Origin of the sequence: Verrucosispora sp. WMMA2121 (assembly GCF_027460185.1) — a bacterium.
GTDB lineage: Bacteria > Actinomycetota > Actinomycetes > Mycobacteriales > Micromonosporaceae > Micromonospora > Micromonospora palythoicola.
Map to the genome: position 1 here is coordinate 1,987,365 of NZ_JAPZBH010000006.1, position 16,472 is coordinate 2,003,836.

15 protein-coding genes are annotated in these 16,472 nt (G+C 72.9%); 7 read left to right on the forward strand and 8 right to left on the reverse strand.

The window, feature by feature from the left end:
* Positions 1-14 precede the first annotated feature (14 nt).
* Positions 15-380, reverse strand: a complete 366-nt coding sequence (locus O7605_RS17940; protein ID WP_269740243.1) for a hypothetical protein — start codon at positions 378-380, stop codon at positions 15-17.
* The gene (locus O7605_RS17945) at positions 377-3,301 is read right to left on the reverse strand and encodes an SseB family protein (protein WP_269740244.1); all 2,925 of its coding nucleotides are present in this window, start codon (positions 3,299-3,301) and stop codon (positions 377-379) included. The genes O7605_RS17940 and O7605_RS17945 overlap by 4 nt, the downstream gene beginning before the upstream one ends.
* Positions 3,302-3,545: 244 nt before the next feature.
* Here O7605_RS17945 and mycP point away from each other — a divergent pair, with 244 nt between their 5' ends.
* Complete coding sequence (mycP, locus tag O7605_RS17950; protein ID WP_269740245.1) at positions 3,546-4,697, forward strand: type VII secretion-associated serine protease mycosin; 1,152 nt, start codon at positions 3,546-3,548, stop codon at positions 4,695-4,697.
* A gap of 38 nt (positions 4,698-4,735) precedes the next feature.
* Here mycP and O7605_RS17955 read toward each other — a convergent pair whose 3' ends face one another.
* Positions 4,736-5,029 carry a WXG100 family type VII secretion target gene (locus O7605_RS17955; RefSeq protein WP_269740246.1) on the reverse strand — a complete coding sequence of 98 codons (294 nt, stop codon included), beginning with the start codon at positions 5,027-5,029 and terminating at the stop codon, positions 4,736-4,738.
* A gap of 25 nt (positions 5,030-5,054) precedes the next feature.
* Complete coding sequence (locus tag O7605_RS17960; RefSeq protein ID WP_269742674.1) at positions 5,055-5,375, reverse strand: WXG100 family type VII secretion target; 321 nt, start codon at positions 5,373-5,375, stop codon at positions 5,055-5,057.
* 238 nt (positions 5,376-5,613) lie between these two features.
* On the opposite strand from O7605_RS17960, the gene eccE reads away from it, so the two are divergent.
* The 4 genes from eccE (at position 5,614) to rarD (ending at position 9,480) form a co-directional block, all read left to right on the forward strand.
* A complete protein-coding gene (eccE, locus tag O7605_RS17965; RefSeq protein ID WP_269740247.1) occupies positions 5,614-7,494 on the forward strand; it encodes a type VII secretion protein EccE in 1,881 nt (626 codons plus the stop codon).
* A 45-nt stretch (positions 7,495-7,539) separates the two neighbouring features.
* Positions 7,540-7,926, forward strand: a complete 387-nt coding sequence (locus O7605_RS17970; RefSeq protein WP_164446481.1) for a phage holin family protein — start codon at positions 7,540-7,542, stop codon at positions 7,924-7,926.
* 124 nt (positions 7,927-8,050) lie between these two features.
* A complete protein-coding gene (locus O7605_RS17975) occupies positions 8,051-8,548 on the forward strand; it encodes a GNAT family N-acetyltransferase (RefSeq protein WP_269740248.1) in 498 nt (165 codons plus the stop codon).
* Positions 8,545-9,480: an EamA family transporter RarD gene (gene rarD, locus O7605_RS17980; RefSeq protein ID WP_269740249.1), complete on the forward strand. Its 936-nt coding sequence runs from the start codon at positions 8,545-8,547 to the stop codon at positions 9,478-9,480. The genes O7605_RS17975 and rarD overlap by 4 nt, the downstream gene beginning before the upstream one ends.
* A 25-nt stretch (positions 9,481-9,505) precedes the next feature.
* On the opposite strand, the gene O7605_RS17985 is transcribed toward rarD, so the two are convergent.
* Entirely contained in the window at positions 9,506-10,198 is a 693-nt protein-coding gene (locus O7605_RS17985; protein WP_269740250.1) for an anti-sigma factor family protein, read from the reverse strand.
* Positions 10,195-10,689: a sigma-70 family RNA polymerase sigma factor gene (locus O7605_RS17990; RefSeq protein ID WP_166458318.1), complete on the reverse strand. Its 495-nt coding sequence runs from the start codon at positions 10,687-10,689 to the stop codon at positions 10,195-10,197. Before O7605_RS17990 ends, O7605_RS17985 begins: the two co-directional genes overlap by 4 nt.
* Before the next feature lie 246 nt (positions 10,690-10,935).
* Between O7605_RS17990 and O7605_RS17995 the strand changes: the two genes are divergently transcribed.
* Positions 10,936-13,059, forward strand: a complete 2,124-nt coding sequence (locus O7605_RS17995) for a PhoX family protein (protein WP_269740251.1) — start codon at positions 10,936-10,938, stop codon at positions 13,057-13,059.
* An 82-nt stretch (positions 13,060-13,141) separates the two neighbouring features.
* Here the strand turns inward: O7605_RS17995 and O7605_RS18000 are convergent, their stop codons facing one another.
* The gene (locus O7605_RS18000; RefSeq protein ID WP_269740252.1) at positions 13,142-13,924 is read right to left on the reverse strand and encodes an IclR family transcriptional regulator; all 783 of its coding nucleotides are present in this window, start codon (positions 13,922-13,924) and stop codon (positions 13,142-13,144) included.
* Between the two features lie 154 nt (positions 13,925-14,078).
* On the opposite strand from O7605_RS18000, the gene O7605_RS18005 reads away from it, so the two are divergent.
* Positions 14,079-15,257, forward strand: a complete 1,179-nt coding sequence (locus O7605_RS18005) for an MFS transporter (RefSeq protein ID WP_269740253.1) — start codon at positions 14,079-14,081, stop codon at positions 15,255-15,257.
* Positions 15,258-15,376: 119 nt separating this feature from the next.
* Here the strand turns inward: O7605_RS18005 and O7605_RS18010 are convergent, their stop codons facing one another.
* Positions 15,377-16,462, reverse strand: a complete 1,086-nt coding sequence (locus O7605_RS18010) for a polyprenyl synthetase family protein (protein WP_269740254.1) — start codon at positions 16,460-16,462, stop codon at positions 15,377-15,379.
* Positions 16,463-16,472: the final 10 nt, after the last annotated feature.

A 16,472-nucleotide genomic window follows, 5' to 3' on the forward strand; every position in this document is an offset into this window, starting at 1 on the left:
CCCGCTCGGCGGCCTCAGACCCGCTGCTCGCGGACGTCGGTGACCTCGCCGACCGGGGCCCATCCCTGGTAGACACCGAAGTCGAAGGCCTCCAGCCGCATCGCCTGCGCGACCGGCCACCGGCCACCGGTGTACTCGACCCGCAGCCACCCGTCGTGCTTGGCCAGCACGATGAACGGCTGCCCCTTCCAGGTGCAGGTGGTACGGACGTACACCAGTTCCTCGATCTCGCCGGCCGGTACGACCCGGACGTGCCGGCCGGGGCATACCTCGGTGAAACCCTCGGTCGCCTCCGGCTGGTACAGCCGGACCTCGCCGCCGTCCGGGCTGGCCGGGAACTCCCGCCCGCGCCAGCGCGCCACATAGCCGTCGCGCATCACCGCTCACCGACCTCGCGCCAGGAGAGCGTGTCGGCGTCGAGCACGGCGACGGGTCGCTCGGTGCCCGCAGCGTCGATACGGACCAGTTGAGCGCCGTGCGGCAGCCGGACACTGTCCACCTTGAACTCGGCCAGCACGTCGCTGCCCTCACCGGGGGCGAAGCCGTTGCCGCGGAACGGTGGCCGTTCGATGACCCAACCCTCCATCGCCCGCATGGCCGCCTCGTTCTGCCCGCCGTACGGGATGCGGTACAGGCTCGGCCGGTACGCCGGCCAACGGAGCACGTAGATCTGTTCGGCGTCCGGTGCGAAGGGCGACTCGGGGTGGTTGAGGCCGAGCGCCTGGTAGAGGGCGGCCGGGGTGGTGAGATGCGCCAGCTCGCTCGCCCGGTGGACGAACCCGGAGACCCGGTCGTAGCCCCGTTCCAGGTAGTAGCCGAGTTGGCTGGGTGCGATCGCCTTCTGCATCACGATCGGCCGGGTCAGGTCACCCGCCGGCGCCGCCTGCCGTGGGCTGCTCGCCGGTGCGGGGGCCTCGACGTTCGGCTCGGGCTCACCCTCGGCGTCGTCGCCGAGGCCGAGCTCGGCGGCCCAGTTGGCCAGCCCGACGATCTGCTCACCGGGCAGTTTCGCACCCACCGGGGTGCCCGGGTTGACGGCGAACGACCAGGAGAGGTCGGGCCACTTCCGGATGAGCTGGACGAAGCGGACCTGGACCGTCTCGGCCGCCGGATCGGTGTGGTCGGCGAGGCGCTGCGGAGAGGTGTAGGCCACCACGAAGGTCTGCCCGTCCAACTGCACGGCCGGCCAGACGAAGCCCGGATCGCCGGGACGGCTACCAGGGGCGGAGTCGGCCGCCACCGGCAGAAGAACCCGGGCCAACAGCAATGTGGACAGGAAGGTGTCCGTGCTGCCGGCCTCCGCGGCACCGTACAGGTCCTCCTCCACCTCGTTGGCAGGTTGGAATGGCGGACCGGCGGGCGCGGTGGGCGCACCGGACGTGGGCGCGGTCGGCCCACCGGACGTGGGCGCGATGGGCGCACCGGACGTGGGCGTCGGAGCCGAGGACTCGGACGCCGCGGACGGCGTCCCGGACACCGGCGTGAACAGCGACGGGCTCTGCACAGCCGGGCCGGGCGGGCGGGCGGCCGGCGCCGCCACTGCGACGCCGGCGTCCGTCTGGTCCTGGCGCGGTGGCGCCGGAGCGGCCGTCGGGGCGGCGACCGTCGACTCGGGCGTCACCGTCTGGACCGGGACGGTCGGCTCGGGCGGTGCTGCCGGCACCGCCTCCGTCGGCTCCGCTGCCGCCACCGTCGGCTCCGGCCGGGGGGCCGGGAAGCGTACCGTCGGCTCGGGATCGACAGCCACCCGCTGGGGATCGACAGCCGTCGGCTCGGGATCGGCGACCGTCGGATCCGGTCGGCCCGCCACCTTCGCGTCCTCCGCTGCCGGACGAACCGACGCCGCACCCACCCCGGTCGCGGACCGGTCCCCACCGCCGGTTGGCCCGCCAGGCTGACCTGCGTGTCCGTTGCTGAGGGTGAGGTCCCGGGCCTCGATGATGGTGCCCTCTATGACGATCGGGGTAAAGCCGCGGCGCGGCGCGGGCGGAGCGGAGACCGGCTCGGCCGCCGAGGTCGGTTGTTCCTCCTCCGGCTGACGACGGGGCAGCGCCTCGGTCGGGTCGCCGCCACCGGCGGTCGGATCGCCGCCACCCGGAGCCGCCCAACCGGCGGGGGTGCTCACCCGCAGCGGCCGAACCGGCCCGTCGGGCGGTGGCAGCGGCTGGGTCGTCTCCTCGTGCGGGACGGGACGGGTCCGGGTGGTGGCCTGGTCGTCCTCGCTGAACACGAAAGCGCGGGTCGGCCCGTCGGAAGGCTGTTCGCCCGCCGGTCCCCGGCGGGGGAACGGTTGACCGCCCCGGAACCGGGACGGTGGTGCTGCCCGGTCGACAAGGCGGTCACCGCGATGCGGCGAGCGACCGTTCGCCGGCTCGAAGAAGGATCGCTGACCCGTCGGCTGGGAGCCGGCCGGATCGCCGTTGGTGGACGTACCGGACCGGTCCGGCGCGGTGGGCCATCCGGGCCCGCCCGACGTCGGTTCCTCCGTACGGCCCGGTGCCGGCCGCCGTGGCGAGGCGCCGCCCACGGTGCCGGGGCCGTCGGGTCGGGCAGCACCCAGACCACCGGGCCGCTGGGCGTCGGCACGTCCCATCCCGCTGCTGTCGGCCGGTGCCGGGCGGGCAGCGGTGCCGGGTGACCGGTCGGCGAGGTCCGGGCGGGGGCGGGCGACCGTGCTCGACGTCGCTGGCGGCACCTCGGGAAGGTGGAAGGCCGCCGGCACCACCGGTGGTGCCGGGGAGAGCTGTGTCGGTCGGACCGGACCCGGCGATCGCGGTGGGGCGGGTGGGTTCGGCGTTGCCGGGGCGGGTGGGTTCGGCGTGGCCGGGGCGGATGACGCCGAGGCGGCGTCGCGGGCCCGGTTCAGCGCCTCCACACGTTCCAGCCGGGCGCGGGCACCCACCGTACGGCCGGGTAGCCGGACATCGCCTCGGGACAGCTGGGAGACGTACCAGGCGGGCAGGTAGCCCTCGATGGGCAGGCCCGGGTTCACCGCCAGCCACCACTCGTGGTTCGGCCAGCTCGCGGCGAGTTCCGCGTATCCGGTGCGTCGGCTGGGCCCGGCGTGCTCACCGAGGCAGGCCCGCATCGCCTCGGCGGAGGTGAACGCCAGCACGTGCGTCCGGCCGCCGGTTGTCCACGTGCCCCAGCCAACCGGAGTCCGCCCCGCGGCCGCCTGTGCGGAGACCGGCAGCAGCAGCTCGACACCGGACAAGATCCGGAAGTAAAGCTGCTGGTCATTGCCGTGCAGCGCGTCTCGCATCGCCGCCTCGGCCCCGGTGGCCGGCTCCCAGTCGGTCACGGCCACCCCTCCTCCCGGGCACAGCCATAGGTGTCGGGTACAACCTACAAGGTGATTGCAAGATCACAATCTCAGGCCATCGGTGGCCCGCCCGGTTCACCAGCAACCGATAACATCCCGTTCCGGTGTCGACACGATACGGAGGCAGTCGATGTACCGGACGCGCGGTGTGCGCCGGCGAGGTGATCGGCGCCCCCCTGGCCTCCTTCGGACGGGTCTGGCCGCAGTATTGCTGGCCAGCCCGATGACGGCCGTCGCGATGACCCCGGCCCGCGCCGCGCCGGCCTGCGCTTCGCCACCGGCTCCGGCCCGACCGACCTCCGCGGCCCCCTGGGCGCAGCAACGGTACGCCCCGGACCGGCTCGACCGACTGGCCACCGGCTCCGGAGTGACCGTGGCGGTGGTCGACTCGGGCGTGGACCGAGCGCATCCGCAACTCGCCGGGCGGGTGCTCGCCGGGACCGACCTGCTCGATGCCGGCGGCGACGGCGGCCTGGACTGTGTCGGGCACGGCACCGGCGTGGCGAGCATCATCGCCGCGGCGCCCAGCGACGGGACGGCCTTCCAGGGGCTCGCACCCAAGGCCCGGATCCTGCCGATCCGGGTCAGTGAACAGCAGGTCGTGGACGGGCGAGGGACGGGACGCACCGCGACGCCCCGGGATCTCGGCCGGGCCATCCGCTGGGCGGTCGACCAGGGCGCCACCGTGGTCAACCTCTCCGTGGTGCTCTACGCCGACCATTCCGCGGTCCGCGCCGCGGTCGGGTACGCGCTCAGCCGGGACGTGGTCGTGGTGGCTGCCGCCGGCAACGGATCCCCCGATGGCCAACGACGCCCCTACCCGGCCACCTACGACGGGGTGCTCGGGGTCGGCGCGGTCGGCGCGGACGGGCGGCGGGCCGACTTCTCGCAGACCGGCACGCACGTGGATCTCGTCGCTCCCGGTCTCGACGTGCTGGTCGCCGCGCCCGGGGGCGGTCACCGCAGTGCCGCCGGCACCAGCTACGCGGCACCCTTCGTCGCCGCCACCGCCGCCCTGCTGCGCCAGTACCGCCCCGACCTCGGCGCCCTGGAGGTGGCTCGGCGGATCGTCGCCACCGCCGATCCGGCCCCCGGCGACGGATACGGCGCGGGGGTGCTCAATCCGTACCGGGCGGTGACCGAGACCGGGGCGGTGCCGAAGCACGCGCGACCGGTGACCGGGCTGGCCGACGACCGGCCCGATCCGGCGCTGCTGGCGCAGCAGGACCGTCGACGCGACGCCCGGAACCGGGCACTGCTGCTCACCGGCGCGGGCCTGCCGCTCGTCGCCGCCGTCGTGCTGGCGGCGGCGGTGGTGCCCCGAGGGGTACGCCGACGGTGGCGTCCAGCCGACCACGGCCACGACACGGGGTGACGCCGGTCGGCGTCACCCCGTGGACTGTGCGCGGCGGTTCACTGGAAGAGGCCGGTGTTCCGCTTCTCCGTGTCGAGGTAGTCGGCCGCGGACTCGTCGACCGCGAGCTTGATGTCCCGCAACATGGCCTGGAGGTCCTGCGAGGCGTTCCGCCACCGTGCCTGCCGCTGCTCGTAGGCCTGCTGTGCCTCGCCGGACCAACTGGCCACCAGCGGTGCCGCGTCGCGCTCCAACTGACCGAGCTGCGCGTCGAGCGTGTTCAGCGCTCGCTGAATGTCCGCGCTGGCCTGTTGCAGCGCGGCGAAGTTGACGACCAGCACACCGTGCTCCATCGGATTCTTCTCCCTGCGTCGTGGGCTAGAGCGGCAGTTGGATGCCGCCACGGTTGGTGGCCGCCACCCGGGCAGCCGCCTCGGCGTCCGACGCGTCGTACCGGGTGCCGGCGGTGCGGATCGCCCCCGCCGTCTCCCGCAGCGCCTGCTGAAGCCCGGCCTGGTCCTCCGCCCACTTCCGTTTGACCTGCTCGAACGACCGGCCACCAGCCCCTCGCCAGGCCTGCTGGAGGATCTCCAGCTGGACCAACAGTCCACTGAGCATCGACTGCAACGACTGGTCGGTCTGCTCGAACTTCGCCGCGGTCTGCTGCATCACCGCGGCCTCTGCCTGGGTCTGGGACACCTTGGACGTCACCTCGTCTCCTCGATCGTGGCTGGCCCTGCGGCGGAAACGCACCGCCCACGACGCCGGAGGGGAAGCACGACGCGGGATGGGCCAACGAGAACTCGTCGCTGAGAGTAGCGACACGGTCGCGGTTCTGCTACCCCACCTCGCTCCCCTGTGGATAACGCGCTCGGTCGCCGGTAACTACCATGGGCGTCGTCGATGTCGCCATCGGTGACGGTCGAAGGGAGGCGCCGTGGCGGTGACCCTCACCCCGACGCGTCCGGACGCGGCCGGCCGCCAGCCCTCCGGCGACCCGTCGTCCGGATCCGCCCGTCGGATCCGCCCCACCGGGCCACGGCGACCGCCCGGGCGTCGGTGGCGATCGGCCCCGCTTCGGTCCGGGCAGATCGTCACCACCCAGGTGGTGGCGGCGGCGATCGTCGTGGTGGCGGGCCAGGGTCATCTGGCGACGGCCGCCACGACACTCGCGGCGGCCGTGCTGCTCACCGTGACCTGGAGTCGGGTCCGCCGACGGTGGCTGCACGAGTGGCTGGTCATCGGCGTCGGCTTCCTGGCCCGGCGGCACGCCGCCAGACCCGACGACGGCCCCACCGAGCTGCTCGATCTGGTGAACCCCGACACCGTGATCCGTCGCGTCGAGCTGGGCGACGGTTCCCTCGCGGTGCTGGACGACCCGGGCGGCCTGGTGGCGCTGTTGGAGATCGGCGATCCGGCCGACCTGCTCGGTGACCGCGAGCAGCCGCTACCGTCGCCCGCGTCGCTGCTCCCGGCGGAGACCGACCCGGGGCCGCCGGTACGCGTACAGCTTCTCCTGACCGGTACGCCGGCACCGGCGGTCGGTGCCGGCGGCGGTGCGGCGGCCGTCTCGTACCGTCAGCTCACCGACGGACAGCTGGCCGGGCGGGAACGGGCGGTGCTGGCGGTGCGGGTGTCGCGGGCGCGCGGCTGGCCGGAGGAGACGCTGCGGCACGCCCTCGCGGGCACCGTGCGGCGGATCGTCCGGCGGCTGCGACCGTTGGCCGTGCGCCCGATGGGCGAGCAACCGATCCGGCGGGTGCTCGCCGAGTTCGCCCACCACGACGGACGTCCGGTCCGGGAATCCTGGCAGGCGGTCCGCTGCGGCGACCTACTGCAGACCACCTTCTGGTTGAGCCGCTGGCCGGGCGGGCAAGCGGCCACATTCGTGCCCCGGCTGTGGACGTTGCCGGCCACCGCGATCACGGTGTCACTGCCCGCCGGGACGGAGCGACCGCCGGCGAGCGGGCTGCTCGTGCGACTGGCCGCGGCAACACCCGCCGAGTTGTCCGACGCGGCCCGGCAGTTGCGGCGGACGGCGGTCGCCGAGGGCGTGACGGTGGAACGGCTCGACGGCCGGCAGTTGGACGCACTCGCCGGAACGCTGCCGTTGGCCCGGCCCGGGACACCGCTGCTGACCGGTGCCGGGAATCCGAAGCGGGTGGCGCGGTACGGCGCCGTGGACCTGGTGCGGGAGGTGCCGTTCGGCGGTGCCGGGTTGGTGCTCGGCGTCAACCGGCACGGCGACGCCGTCACGGTCCGGCTGTTCCGGCCGGAGAGCACCCGGCTGATGATCGTCGGTGGGGTGTCCGTCGCCCAACTGGTCGCCGTGCGCGCGATGGCGCTCGGTGCCCGCGTGATCGTCCAGACGGCCCGGCCGCACGCCTGGGCTCGATTCGTCCGGGACACCGGTGTGCCGGGTGGGCCTGTTTCGCTGGTACCGCCGGGCCGCCCGGTCACCGGAGCGCCCGGCACGCCGCTCGCCCCGGTGCTCGTGGTGCTGGACGCCGCACCGCCGGCCGGTCCCCGCCCGGGCACCGCCTGGCACACCACGTTACTGGTCCGCGACGTGCTGACCCCCGCCGACGCGGACGCGTTGGGCCGGGTTGACCTGGCGGTGTTCCAGCCGCTCAGCCGGGCGGAAGCCAGCGTAGCCGGCAACGCGCTGGGGCTGGGCGACGCGGCGGAGTCGCTGACCCGCAGCCGGCACGACATGCTCGCCGTGGTCAACCGACGCGCCCTGCGGTGGGCACTGCTCGCCCGCACCCCGATCGAGGCGCAGCTCATCGACGCCCGAGCCATCGACCGAGCAGGATGATCTCGCGGGTTCCCCCCGTGCGCCCGCCGTGGCACCATGCCCGCCATGGGTTTTCTGAAAGGTCTACTGATCCGGGTCGGCGCCACGGCGGTGGCCTTCTGGCTGGCCACACTGCTCATCCCCGGCATCTCGCTCGACACGGAATCGATCTCCGAGACGATCCTGACCCTGATCCTCGTCGCGGTCATCTTCGGGGTCGTCAACGGAGTGCTCCAGCCGATCATCAAGACCGTCGGCTGCGGTTTCTACCTGCTCACCCTCGGTCTGATCGCACTCGTGGTGAACGGTCTGCTGTTCCTGCTCACCGGCTGGATCGCGGATCAGGCGGGGCTGCCCTTCGACGTCGACGGCTTCTGGCCGGCCGCGGTGCTGGGTGCGCTCTTCGTCGGGATCGTCACCTGGATCCTCGGCGCCATCCTCGACCGCGACTGACCGCGACACCGACCCTGCCGGTGGTCACCGCCCGACGGTGGCCACCCCGGCAGGGCGGTCGTGCCGGCCATATCGCGGGAATTGGCTGCGGAGACGGCCATCCGGAGGCACTAGCTTCGACCGGGTGTTCACTCTCACCCGCGTCGACGGCTACACGATCAGCACCGATCCGGCCCGGCTCGACCTGGATCTCGTACACGGCTGGCTCAGCCGGGACGCGTACTGGGCGCTCGGGCGGGACCGGGAGACGGTGACCCGGGCGTTCGCCGGCTCCCTCGGCTTCGGCGTGTACCGGCCGGCGGACGGCCGGCAGGTCGCCGTCGCCCGGGTCATCACCGACCGGGCCACCTTCGGCTACCTCTGCGACGTCTACGTCGACCGGGCCGAACGGGGTCGCGGGCTGGGCACCTGGCTGGCGGGCGCGGTCCGCGACCACCTGGCCGAGCTCGGCGTACGCCGGATCCTGCTGGCCACCAACGACGCGCACGGGGTCTACGCGAAGGTCGGCTTCGGCGCCGTACCCGCCGACCGCTGGATGGAACTCGACCGGCGCGACCACGCCGTGAGTCCGCTCACCAGCAAGGATCGACAACCCGGTACGCCCCTTACGGTGGAGCCGTGACGTCGCTCCGCCTCGGCTACCTCTACGGTCTCGGTGCGTACCTGCTGTGGGGGTTCTTTCCGCTCTACTTCAAGCTGCTCCGCCCGGCCGGTCCGCTGGAGATCCTGGCCCACCGGGTGGTGTGGTCCGTCGCCTTCGTCGCGCTGCTGCTCGTCGCGCTGCGCAACGTCGGCTTCCTGCGGTCCCTGCTGCGCCGGCCCCGGACCCTCGCGGGGATCGGTGCCGCCGCCACGCTGATCGCGGTCAACTGGTTCACCTACATCTACGGCGTCAACTCCGACCGGGTGGTGGAGACCGCCCTCGGCTACTTCATCAACCCGCTGGTGGTGGTCCTGCTCGGGGTGCTGGTGCTGCGCGAGCGGCTGCGCCCGGCGCAGTGGTCGGCGCTCGGCGTCGGTGCCCTGGCCGTGGCCGTGCTCACCGTCGACTACGGTCGGCTGCCGTACCTCGCGCTCATCCTGGCGTTCACCTTCGGTGGATACAGCCTGGTGAAGAAGCGTCTCGGCCTGCCCGCGGCGGAGGGTCTGTTCGTCGAGTCGGCGGTGCTGTCGCTGCCGGCGCTGGGCTACCTCGGCTGGCTCGCCGCCACCGGTGACGCCGCGTTCGGCCACGTCTCGGCCGGGCACACGGCCCTGCTGGTGCTCGCCGGGGCGTTGACCGCGATCCCGCTGCTGCTCTTCGCCGGTGCCGCCAACCGGCTGCCGCTGACCGCCCTCGGGATGCTCCAGTACGTGGCGCCGATCCTCCAGCTCGGCTGCGGCGTACTGATCTTCCACGAGCCGATGCCGCCGGCCCGGCTGGCCGGCTTCGCCCTGGTCTGGCTCGCGCTGATCGTCTTCACCGCCGACGCCGTGCGCCAGGCACGGCACACCCGGCGGCTGCGCCTGGACGCCGCCGTGCCCGCCACGGCGGCGATCGCCACCAGCCGCTGAGGTCTCCCGCCGCTGAGCTTCCGGCTCAGCGGACCTCGTAGGCGAGCACCGGAGTGCCGTCGGCACGGATCAGTTCCAGCCGGACCAGCTCGGCGTTGGTGAACCGGGTCGCCCCGGTGATCCGCAGGTCGTCGCCGGGGGCGGCGAGCCAGGAGCCGATCTGCTCCTGCGAGCCGTCCCCGGCGTGCGCCACCAGCCGGAAGGCGTTCGCCTTGCCGTACCCGGCCCGCTCGTCGTAGCCGCAGTGCATGGTCACCTCGGTGCCCCAGTCGGTGCCGGTCAGCCCGATCTCGGCATGCACCGGCACCGTGCCGGCGACCGGCTGCATCTGCACCATCCGCACCTGGGTTCCCGGCCCGGTCGGCACCTGCCCGGGCAGCATGGTGGCCGCCCCGAAGCCGACCACCAGGGCGAACGCGGCGGCGGCCAACCCGATGACCGCGTACCGCAGCCGACCGGCCTGCCGCTCACGACGTCGGCGCTCCCGGGCGACGTTGAGCAGCTCGGGCACCCGGGGGTTCTCCGGCGGTGGGAGGAACTGTTCCAGGCTGGCCGGATCCAACCGGCCGAGCAGGCCGGGCAGCACGGCGATCTCGGAGACCGACTGCTGACAGGCCGGGCAGTCGGCGAGATGCCGTTCGTAGGCCACCCGGTCGGCTGGGGAGAGCGCGCCCAGCACGTACGCCCCGTCGTCGTACGCGAACTCGCAACGGTTCATCCGGTCACCCCCATCTCGGCCAGTACCAGCCGCAGGGAGCGCAGCGCGTAGTGGGTGCGGGACTTCACCGTGCCCGGCGGAACCCCCAGCCGCGACGCCGCCTCGGAGACCGACCGTCCCTGGTAGAAGCACTCCACCAGGACATCGCGGTGCGAGGGACTGAGCCGGTTGAGGGCCTCCGCCACCGTCCACGCCTCGACGGCTCGCTCGGTTTCGTCGACGACCTCCGGCGGCTCGGGAAGTTCGTCGGTGTAGATCTCGCCGACCCGGGTGGACCGCCGCCGCCAGGCGTCGATCGCCAGGTTGCGGGCGGTGGTGAAGAGCCAGGCGCGCACCGAACCACGCCGGGGGTCGAGCGACTCCGGATGCCGCCAGGCCCGCAGCAGCGTCTCCTGCACCAGATCCTCGGCGCGCTGCCGGTCGCCGTTGACCAGCCGCAGCGCGTGCGCGTACAGCGCCTCGGCATGCTCGTCGTGCAGGGCGCGCAGCAGGTGGGCGTCGTGGTCGCTGATGGTCTTCTCCTCGCTCTCGGCGCGAGCGGGCGCGGTGTTACGACCAGAGATACGTGCTGTCACGCCGAACGGTTCATTCCCAGCTCAACCTGGGATTCCCGGGGATGGAGTTCATCGCTGGTTCACATCGGCGCCGACCCACGCTCACCGCGCCGCCCTAGCGTCCGGCGGGTACGCGTCGGTGACCTGCACCGACGTGCACCGACCCTCAGGAGGATCCTCCCCATGAGCGACCGTCCCCGGCTGCTCCCGCTGCTGGGCACCCCTCGCCACGGCAGCCGCGACGCCATGACCTGCCTGTACCGCTGCGGCAACGCCTGTGACCATCCGGTACCCAACACCTCCGACAACGCCTACTTCGGTGACGTGGTGAACGCCGAGGTCAGCCGCCGCGGCGTGGTCCGCGCCGGGGCGGTCGGCGCCCTGGTGCTCGGTTTCAGCGGCGCCGCGGCCGGCGCGCTGGCCGGTGCGGCCCCCGCCGCCGCGGCCCCGGTCCCCCCGGTGCCGCCGGCCGGTCAGCCGGCGGCGGCCGGCCGACGTCCGGGCAGCGGTGCCCTGAGCTTCAAGCCGATCCCGCCGAACACCCTCGACACGTTCGTCGTACCGAACGGCTACGACCACGCCGTCGTCATCCGCTGGGGTGACCCGGTGGTGCCCGGTGCGCCGGAGTTCAACCTGCGCCGGCAGACCGCCGCCGCGCAGGCCAAGCAGTTCGGCTACAACAACGACTTCGTCGGCGTGCTTCCGTTGGACAAGCGCGGCAAGCGGGCGCTGCTCGTGGTCAACCACGAGTACACCAACGAGGACCTGATGTTCCCGGGCTTCACCAGCCAGGACGCGCTCAGCGTCGAGCAGGTGAAGGTGGCGATGGCCGCACACGGCATGTCCGTGGTGGAGATCGAGCGGGTCGCCGGCACCGGCCAGTGGCAGGTCGTCGACTCCGGCCGCCGGCCGTACAACCGTCGCGTCGACGCGCTGAGCAGCAAGTTCGAGCTGACCGGCCCGGCCGCCGGCTCGTCGTTCGTGAAGACGGCCGCCGACCCGAAGGGCCGTACGGTCATCGGCACGCTCAACAACTGCGCCGGCGGCGTCACCCCCTGGGGCACGGTGCTCTCCGGTGAGGAGAACTTCAACCAGTACTTCGTCGGCGGCGACGCGGCGCCGGAGTCCGAGAAGGCCCGGCTGGCCCGCTACGGAATCAGCACCACCGCCCGCTACCCGAGCGGCAGCCGCAAGTGGGACCGGGCCGCGGAACGCTTCGACCTCGCCAAGCACCCGAACGAGGCGAACCGGCACGGCTGGGTCGTGGAGATCGATCCGTTCGACCCGGAGAGCCGCCCGCGCAAGCACACCGCGCTCGGCCGGTTCAAGCACGAGGGCGCGAACGTCATCGTCGCGCGCAACGGGCACGTGGTCGCGTACATGGGCGACGACGAGCGCTTCGACTACCTGTACAAGTTCGTCTCGGACAAGAAGTTCATGAAGGGTGACTCCTGGGTCGCCCGCAAGCACAACCTGACGCTGCTGGAGTCGGGCACCCTCTACGTCGCCAAGCTCGACCAGACCAGCGCCGGTGAGATCGACGGCTCCGGCACCCTGCCCAGCGACGGTGCCTTCAACGGCCGGGGCCGCTGGATCAAGCTGGTCAGCGGCAACCGCTCCTACGTGGACGGGATGACCGCCGCCGAGGTGCTGACCTTCACCCGGTTCGCCGGGGACAAGGTCGGTGCGACCAAGATGGACCGTCCGGAGGACGTCGAGCCGAGCCTGCTCACCGGCAAGGTGTACGTGGCGTTGACCAACAACTCCAACCGTGGGGTCGGCAGCAACCCGGCGCCGGACGAGGCCAATCCGCGTACCGCCAACCGGCACGGGCAGATCCTGGAGCTGGTCGAGGACCGGGGGGACAACACCTCCGACACGTTCACGTGGTCGCTGCCGATCGTCTGTGGCGACCCGGCGGACCCGTCGACCTATTTCGCCGGGTACGACAAGACCAAGGTCTCGCCGATCTCCTGCCCGGACAACGTGGCGTTCGACGCCACCGGCAACCTCTGGATCTCCACCGACGGCAACGCGTTGGGCAGCAACGACGGCCTCTTCGCCACCGCGACCGAAGGCCCCGAGCGCGGCCACCTCAAGCAGTTCCTGACCGTGCCGGTCGGTGCGGAGACCTGCGGTCCGTTCATCACCGAGGACAACCGCTCGGTCTTCGTGGCCGTACAGCACCCGGGTGAGATCACCGGTGCCACGGTCGACAACCCGGCCTCCACCTGGCCCGACGGCGATTACGCCAAGCCGGGCGTGGTGGTGACCTGGCGGCTGGACGGCGGACCGGTCGGTAGCTGACCCCGCCCCGGCACCGCGCCGGCCGCCGATCCGACGGCCCTCTCCCCACCAGGGAGGGGGCCGTCTCGGCGGGCGGCGACGGTCAGTTGTCGGCGGCCAGGCCGTCGGCGATGGTGCGGGCGGCGGTCAGCAGTTTCGTCCGGACCACCCGGGCGGAGGTCATCATCTCGCTGGCCGGCAGCGCACAGGCGAGCACGGTCCGCCGTTCCATGTCCTTGTCCGGGCTCACCAGGACGGCGGCGCAGGCCACGCCCTGCCGGAACTGGCCCAGCTCCAACTGCATCCCGCGCCGCTCCCCCGCCGACAGGTCGGCCTCGAAGGCCTCAGGGGTGGTGAGGGTGGCGCTGGTGAACGGACGCATCCCGTACTCGCGCAGGTAGCGGTGGCGCTGTTCGGCGGTGAGCGTGGCGAGCAGGGCCTTGCCGAGTGCGGTGGCGTGGGCGCCCTCGTCGAACCCGGGAACGAGATCCTCCAGGTACGGCGACCGGTTGCCCTCCGCCACCGCGGTGATCGCCACCTGGCCACCCACGAACCGGCCCAGAAAATGACTCCAGCCGGTCTCCAAGGCGGCCCGACGCAGGCTCTCCCCGATCGCCGGTGAGCCGCGGAACGCGGAGACCAGCTCGCGGTAGCGGTCGGCCACCTCCAGCCCCACGATGTACGTACCGTCCTCCCGACGGATCACGTAGCCCTCGTACGCGAGGGTGCGAACCAGGTGGTACGTGGTGGCCACGGTCAGCTCACAGCGACGGGCGATCTGTTTGACCGTCAGGCCCCGTGGGGCACGACCGACCGACTCGAGCACTCGAAGCGCGCGGGAGACACTTCGGATCAGGTCCGAAGGTTCCGCCAGGGGGTCACGCACAACCACCTCCGCCACCGGGGACTTACACCATATGAAAAAGCGGCCCGCCGCGAAACGCCTGATCGGGTGGATGATCCAAGGTTCCCGAACACTCGATGTGAAGTTCACCTCACTTTCCGTCGCCGTGATGCGGCTGGCGTAGGTTGGCCGCACCATGACCCACATCGCCCCTGCGCGTACCTCGGCAACCGCCGCACGACCCATCCGGGCCAGTGCGGTCGCGGTCATCGTCACGATCGTCTGCGTCCTGCCGGTCTTCCTGGTCGGTGGCCTCGCCGTGCAGATGCGGGAGGAGTTGGGCTTCTCTCCCGCCGGCCTGGGACTTGTCGTGGCGGTCTACTTCGGCGTCGGTGCCCTCGCCTCGGTGCCCTCGGGCGCGCTCGTGGAACGGTGGGGCGCGGCCGTGGTGGCCCGCGCCGGCATCGGGGTGTCCGCCGGCGCCCTGCTGGCCGTGGCGGTGGTGGCCAGGTCGTATCCGGTGCTCGTCGGTCTGCTCGCCCTCGCCGGCACCGCGAACGCGCTCGGCCAACTGTCCAGCAACGCCCTGCTCGCCCGGCACGTCCCGCCCCGCCGGCAGGGCCTGTCGTTCGGCGTCAAGCAGGCGGCCATCCCGGTCTCCACACTGCTCGCCGGCGTGGCGGTACCCACCCTCGCGCTGACCGTCGGTTGGCGTTGGGCCTTCGTGGCGGCGGCCGGTGCGGCACTTGCCGCGCTGCCGGCCGTATCCGCACAGGACGCCCTGCCGGCCCGGCGGCGCACCGGACGGACCGGCGGCGCGAGGCCGGGACTGATCCTGGTCGGGGTGGCCGCGACCCTGGCCGCGGGGGCGGCGAACGCCCTGGGCACCTTCGTGGTCGACGCCTCGGTGGACCGGGGTCTGAATCCGGGAATGGCCGGGCTCACCCTGACCCTCGGCAGCGCGGTCTGCGTCGCGGCCCGGATCGGAATCGGCTGGTTGGCCGACCGCCGCACCGGCGGACACGTCGCGGTGATCGCCGGTCTGCTGGTGACCGGCGCGCTGGGGCTGGGCCTGCTCGCCGCGGCCGGCCCCGGCCCGCTGGTGGTCGGCGTGGTGCTCGGCTTCGGTCTCGGCTGGTCCTGGCCCGGGCTGATGAACTTCGCGGTGGTCCAGCTGCATCCGCAGGCACCGGCCGCCGCCACCTCGATCACCCAGACCGGGGTGTACGCCGGCGGCTGTGTCGGCCCGCTCGCCCTGGGCCCGCTGGCCGCCGCGGCCGGCTACCCCGCGATGTGGCTGGCCGCCGCCGCCGCGATGCTGGCCGCCGCCGCCCTCATGCTCACCGCCACCCCACTCCTCGCCACCCCCCGCTGATCCCCCGCGCCCGCGCCCGCCCCCGTCACGGTGACCAAGAGGTTTGCGTCTGGATCCGCCCGGACGGCGACCAGAACTTCTTGATCAACCCGATGGTGGGTGGGGTCGGTGGGGATGGGTCAGCTGGTGCGGTCGGCGATGTGGTCGCAGAGGGATTCGAGGGCGCGACGGGCCGGGCCGGCGGGCAGGGGTGCCAGTTGGGCGCGGGCGTCCTCGGCGTAGCTGCGGACGGTCTCGCGGGCGCGCTTGAGCGCCGGACTCTCGCGAAGCAGGCCGAGCGCCTCGGCGTGCAGGGCGTCGTCAGTCAGCGGCCCGGTGGCCAGGATCTCCCGCAACCGCACGGAGGCGGCGTCCGCGTCGTCGCCGGCGAGGGCGTAGAGCACCGGCAGGGTGGGCACGCCCTCCCGCAGGTCGGTGCCCGGTGTCTTGCCCGACTCGGTCGACTCGCTGGCGATGTCGAGCAGGTCGTCGGAGAGCTGGAAGGCCACCCCGATGGTCTCGCCGTACCCGGCCAGCGCCGCCACCTGCTCCGGGGCGGCCCCGCTGAACTGCGCCCCGAAATGCACGCTCGTGGCGATCAGGGAGCCGGTCTTCTCGGCGATCACCCGCAGGTAGTGCGCCACCGGATCGTCACCGGCCCGTGGGCCGATGGTCTCGGCGATCTGCCCGTGCACCAGCCGGGCGAACGTACGCGCCTGCAGGCGTACCGCCTCGGGACCAAGCTCGGCCGCCACGTCCGCGGCCCGGGCGAAGAGGTAGTCGCCGACCAGAATCGCGACCGAGTTGGTCCACCGGGAGTTGGCGCTGGGTGCGCCACGGCGCACGGACGCCTCGTCCATCACGTCGTCGTGGTAGAGCGTGGCCAGGTGGGTCAGCTCCACCACCACGGCCGCCGAGACGACCTCGGCGCGGGACGGGTCGCCGAACTGGGCGCCCAGGGCCACCAGCAGCGGCCGGAACCGCTTACCGCCGGCCTCCACCAGGTGCCGGGCCGCCTCGGTGACGAACGGGTCGGCGCTGGCGATGCTCGCCAGCAACTCCGCCTCGACCGCCGCCAGCACGCCGAGGACGGACTCCTCACTGCGCGAATCGGCGAGGTGAAGGCCGAGCGCGCCGAACTGAGCCGCGCCGGAACGGCTCCGGCGACCACCGGAGCCGGTGACACCTGAACCCTCGCCACCCCTAATCACCACGCCTCCAACCATGCCACACACG

Bases quoted from the DNA above. Each gene is read 5' to 3' on its own strand.
- mycP (WP_269740245.1), top strand. From the start codon at position 3,546: ATGACGGCCGTCGCGATGACCCCGGCCCGCGCCGCGCCGGCCTGCGCT.
- O7605_RS17955 (WP_269740246.1), bottom strand. From the start codon at position 5,029: ATGGAGCACGGTGTGCTGGTCGTCAACTTCGCCGCGCTGCAACAGGCC.
- O7605_RS17970 (WP_164446481.1), top strand. From the start codon at position 7,540: ATGGGTTTTCTGAAAGGTCTACTGATCCGGGTCGGCGCCACGGCGGTG.
- O7605_RS17985 (WP_269740250.1), bottom strand. From the start codon at position 10,198: ATGAACCGTTGCGAGTTCGCGTACGACGACGGGGCGTACGTGCTGGGC.
- O7605_RS17995 (WP_269740251.1), top strand. From the start codon at position 10,936: ATGAGCGACCGTCCCCGGCTGCTCCCGCTGCTGGGCACCCCTCGCCAC.
- O7605_RS18005 (WP_269740253.1), top strand. From the start codon at position 14,079: ATGACCCACATCGCCCCTGCGCGTACCTCGGCAACCGCCGCACGACCC.
- O7605_RS18010 (WP_269740254.1), bottom strand. From the start codon at position 16,462: ATGGTTGGAGGCGTGGTGATTAGGGGTGGCGAGGGTTCAGGTGTCACC.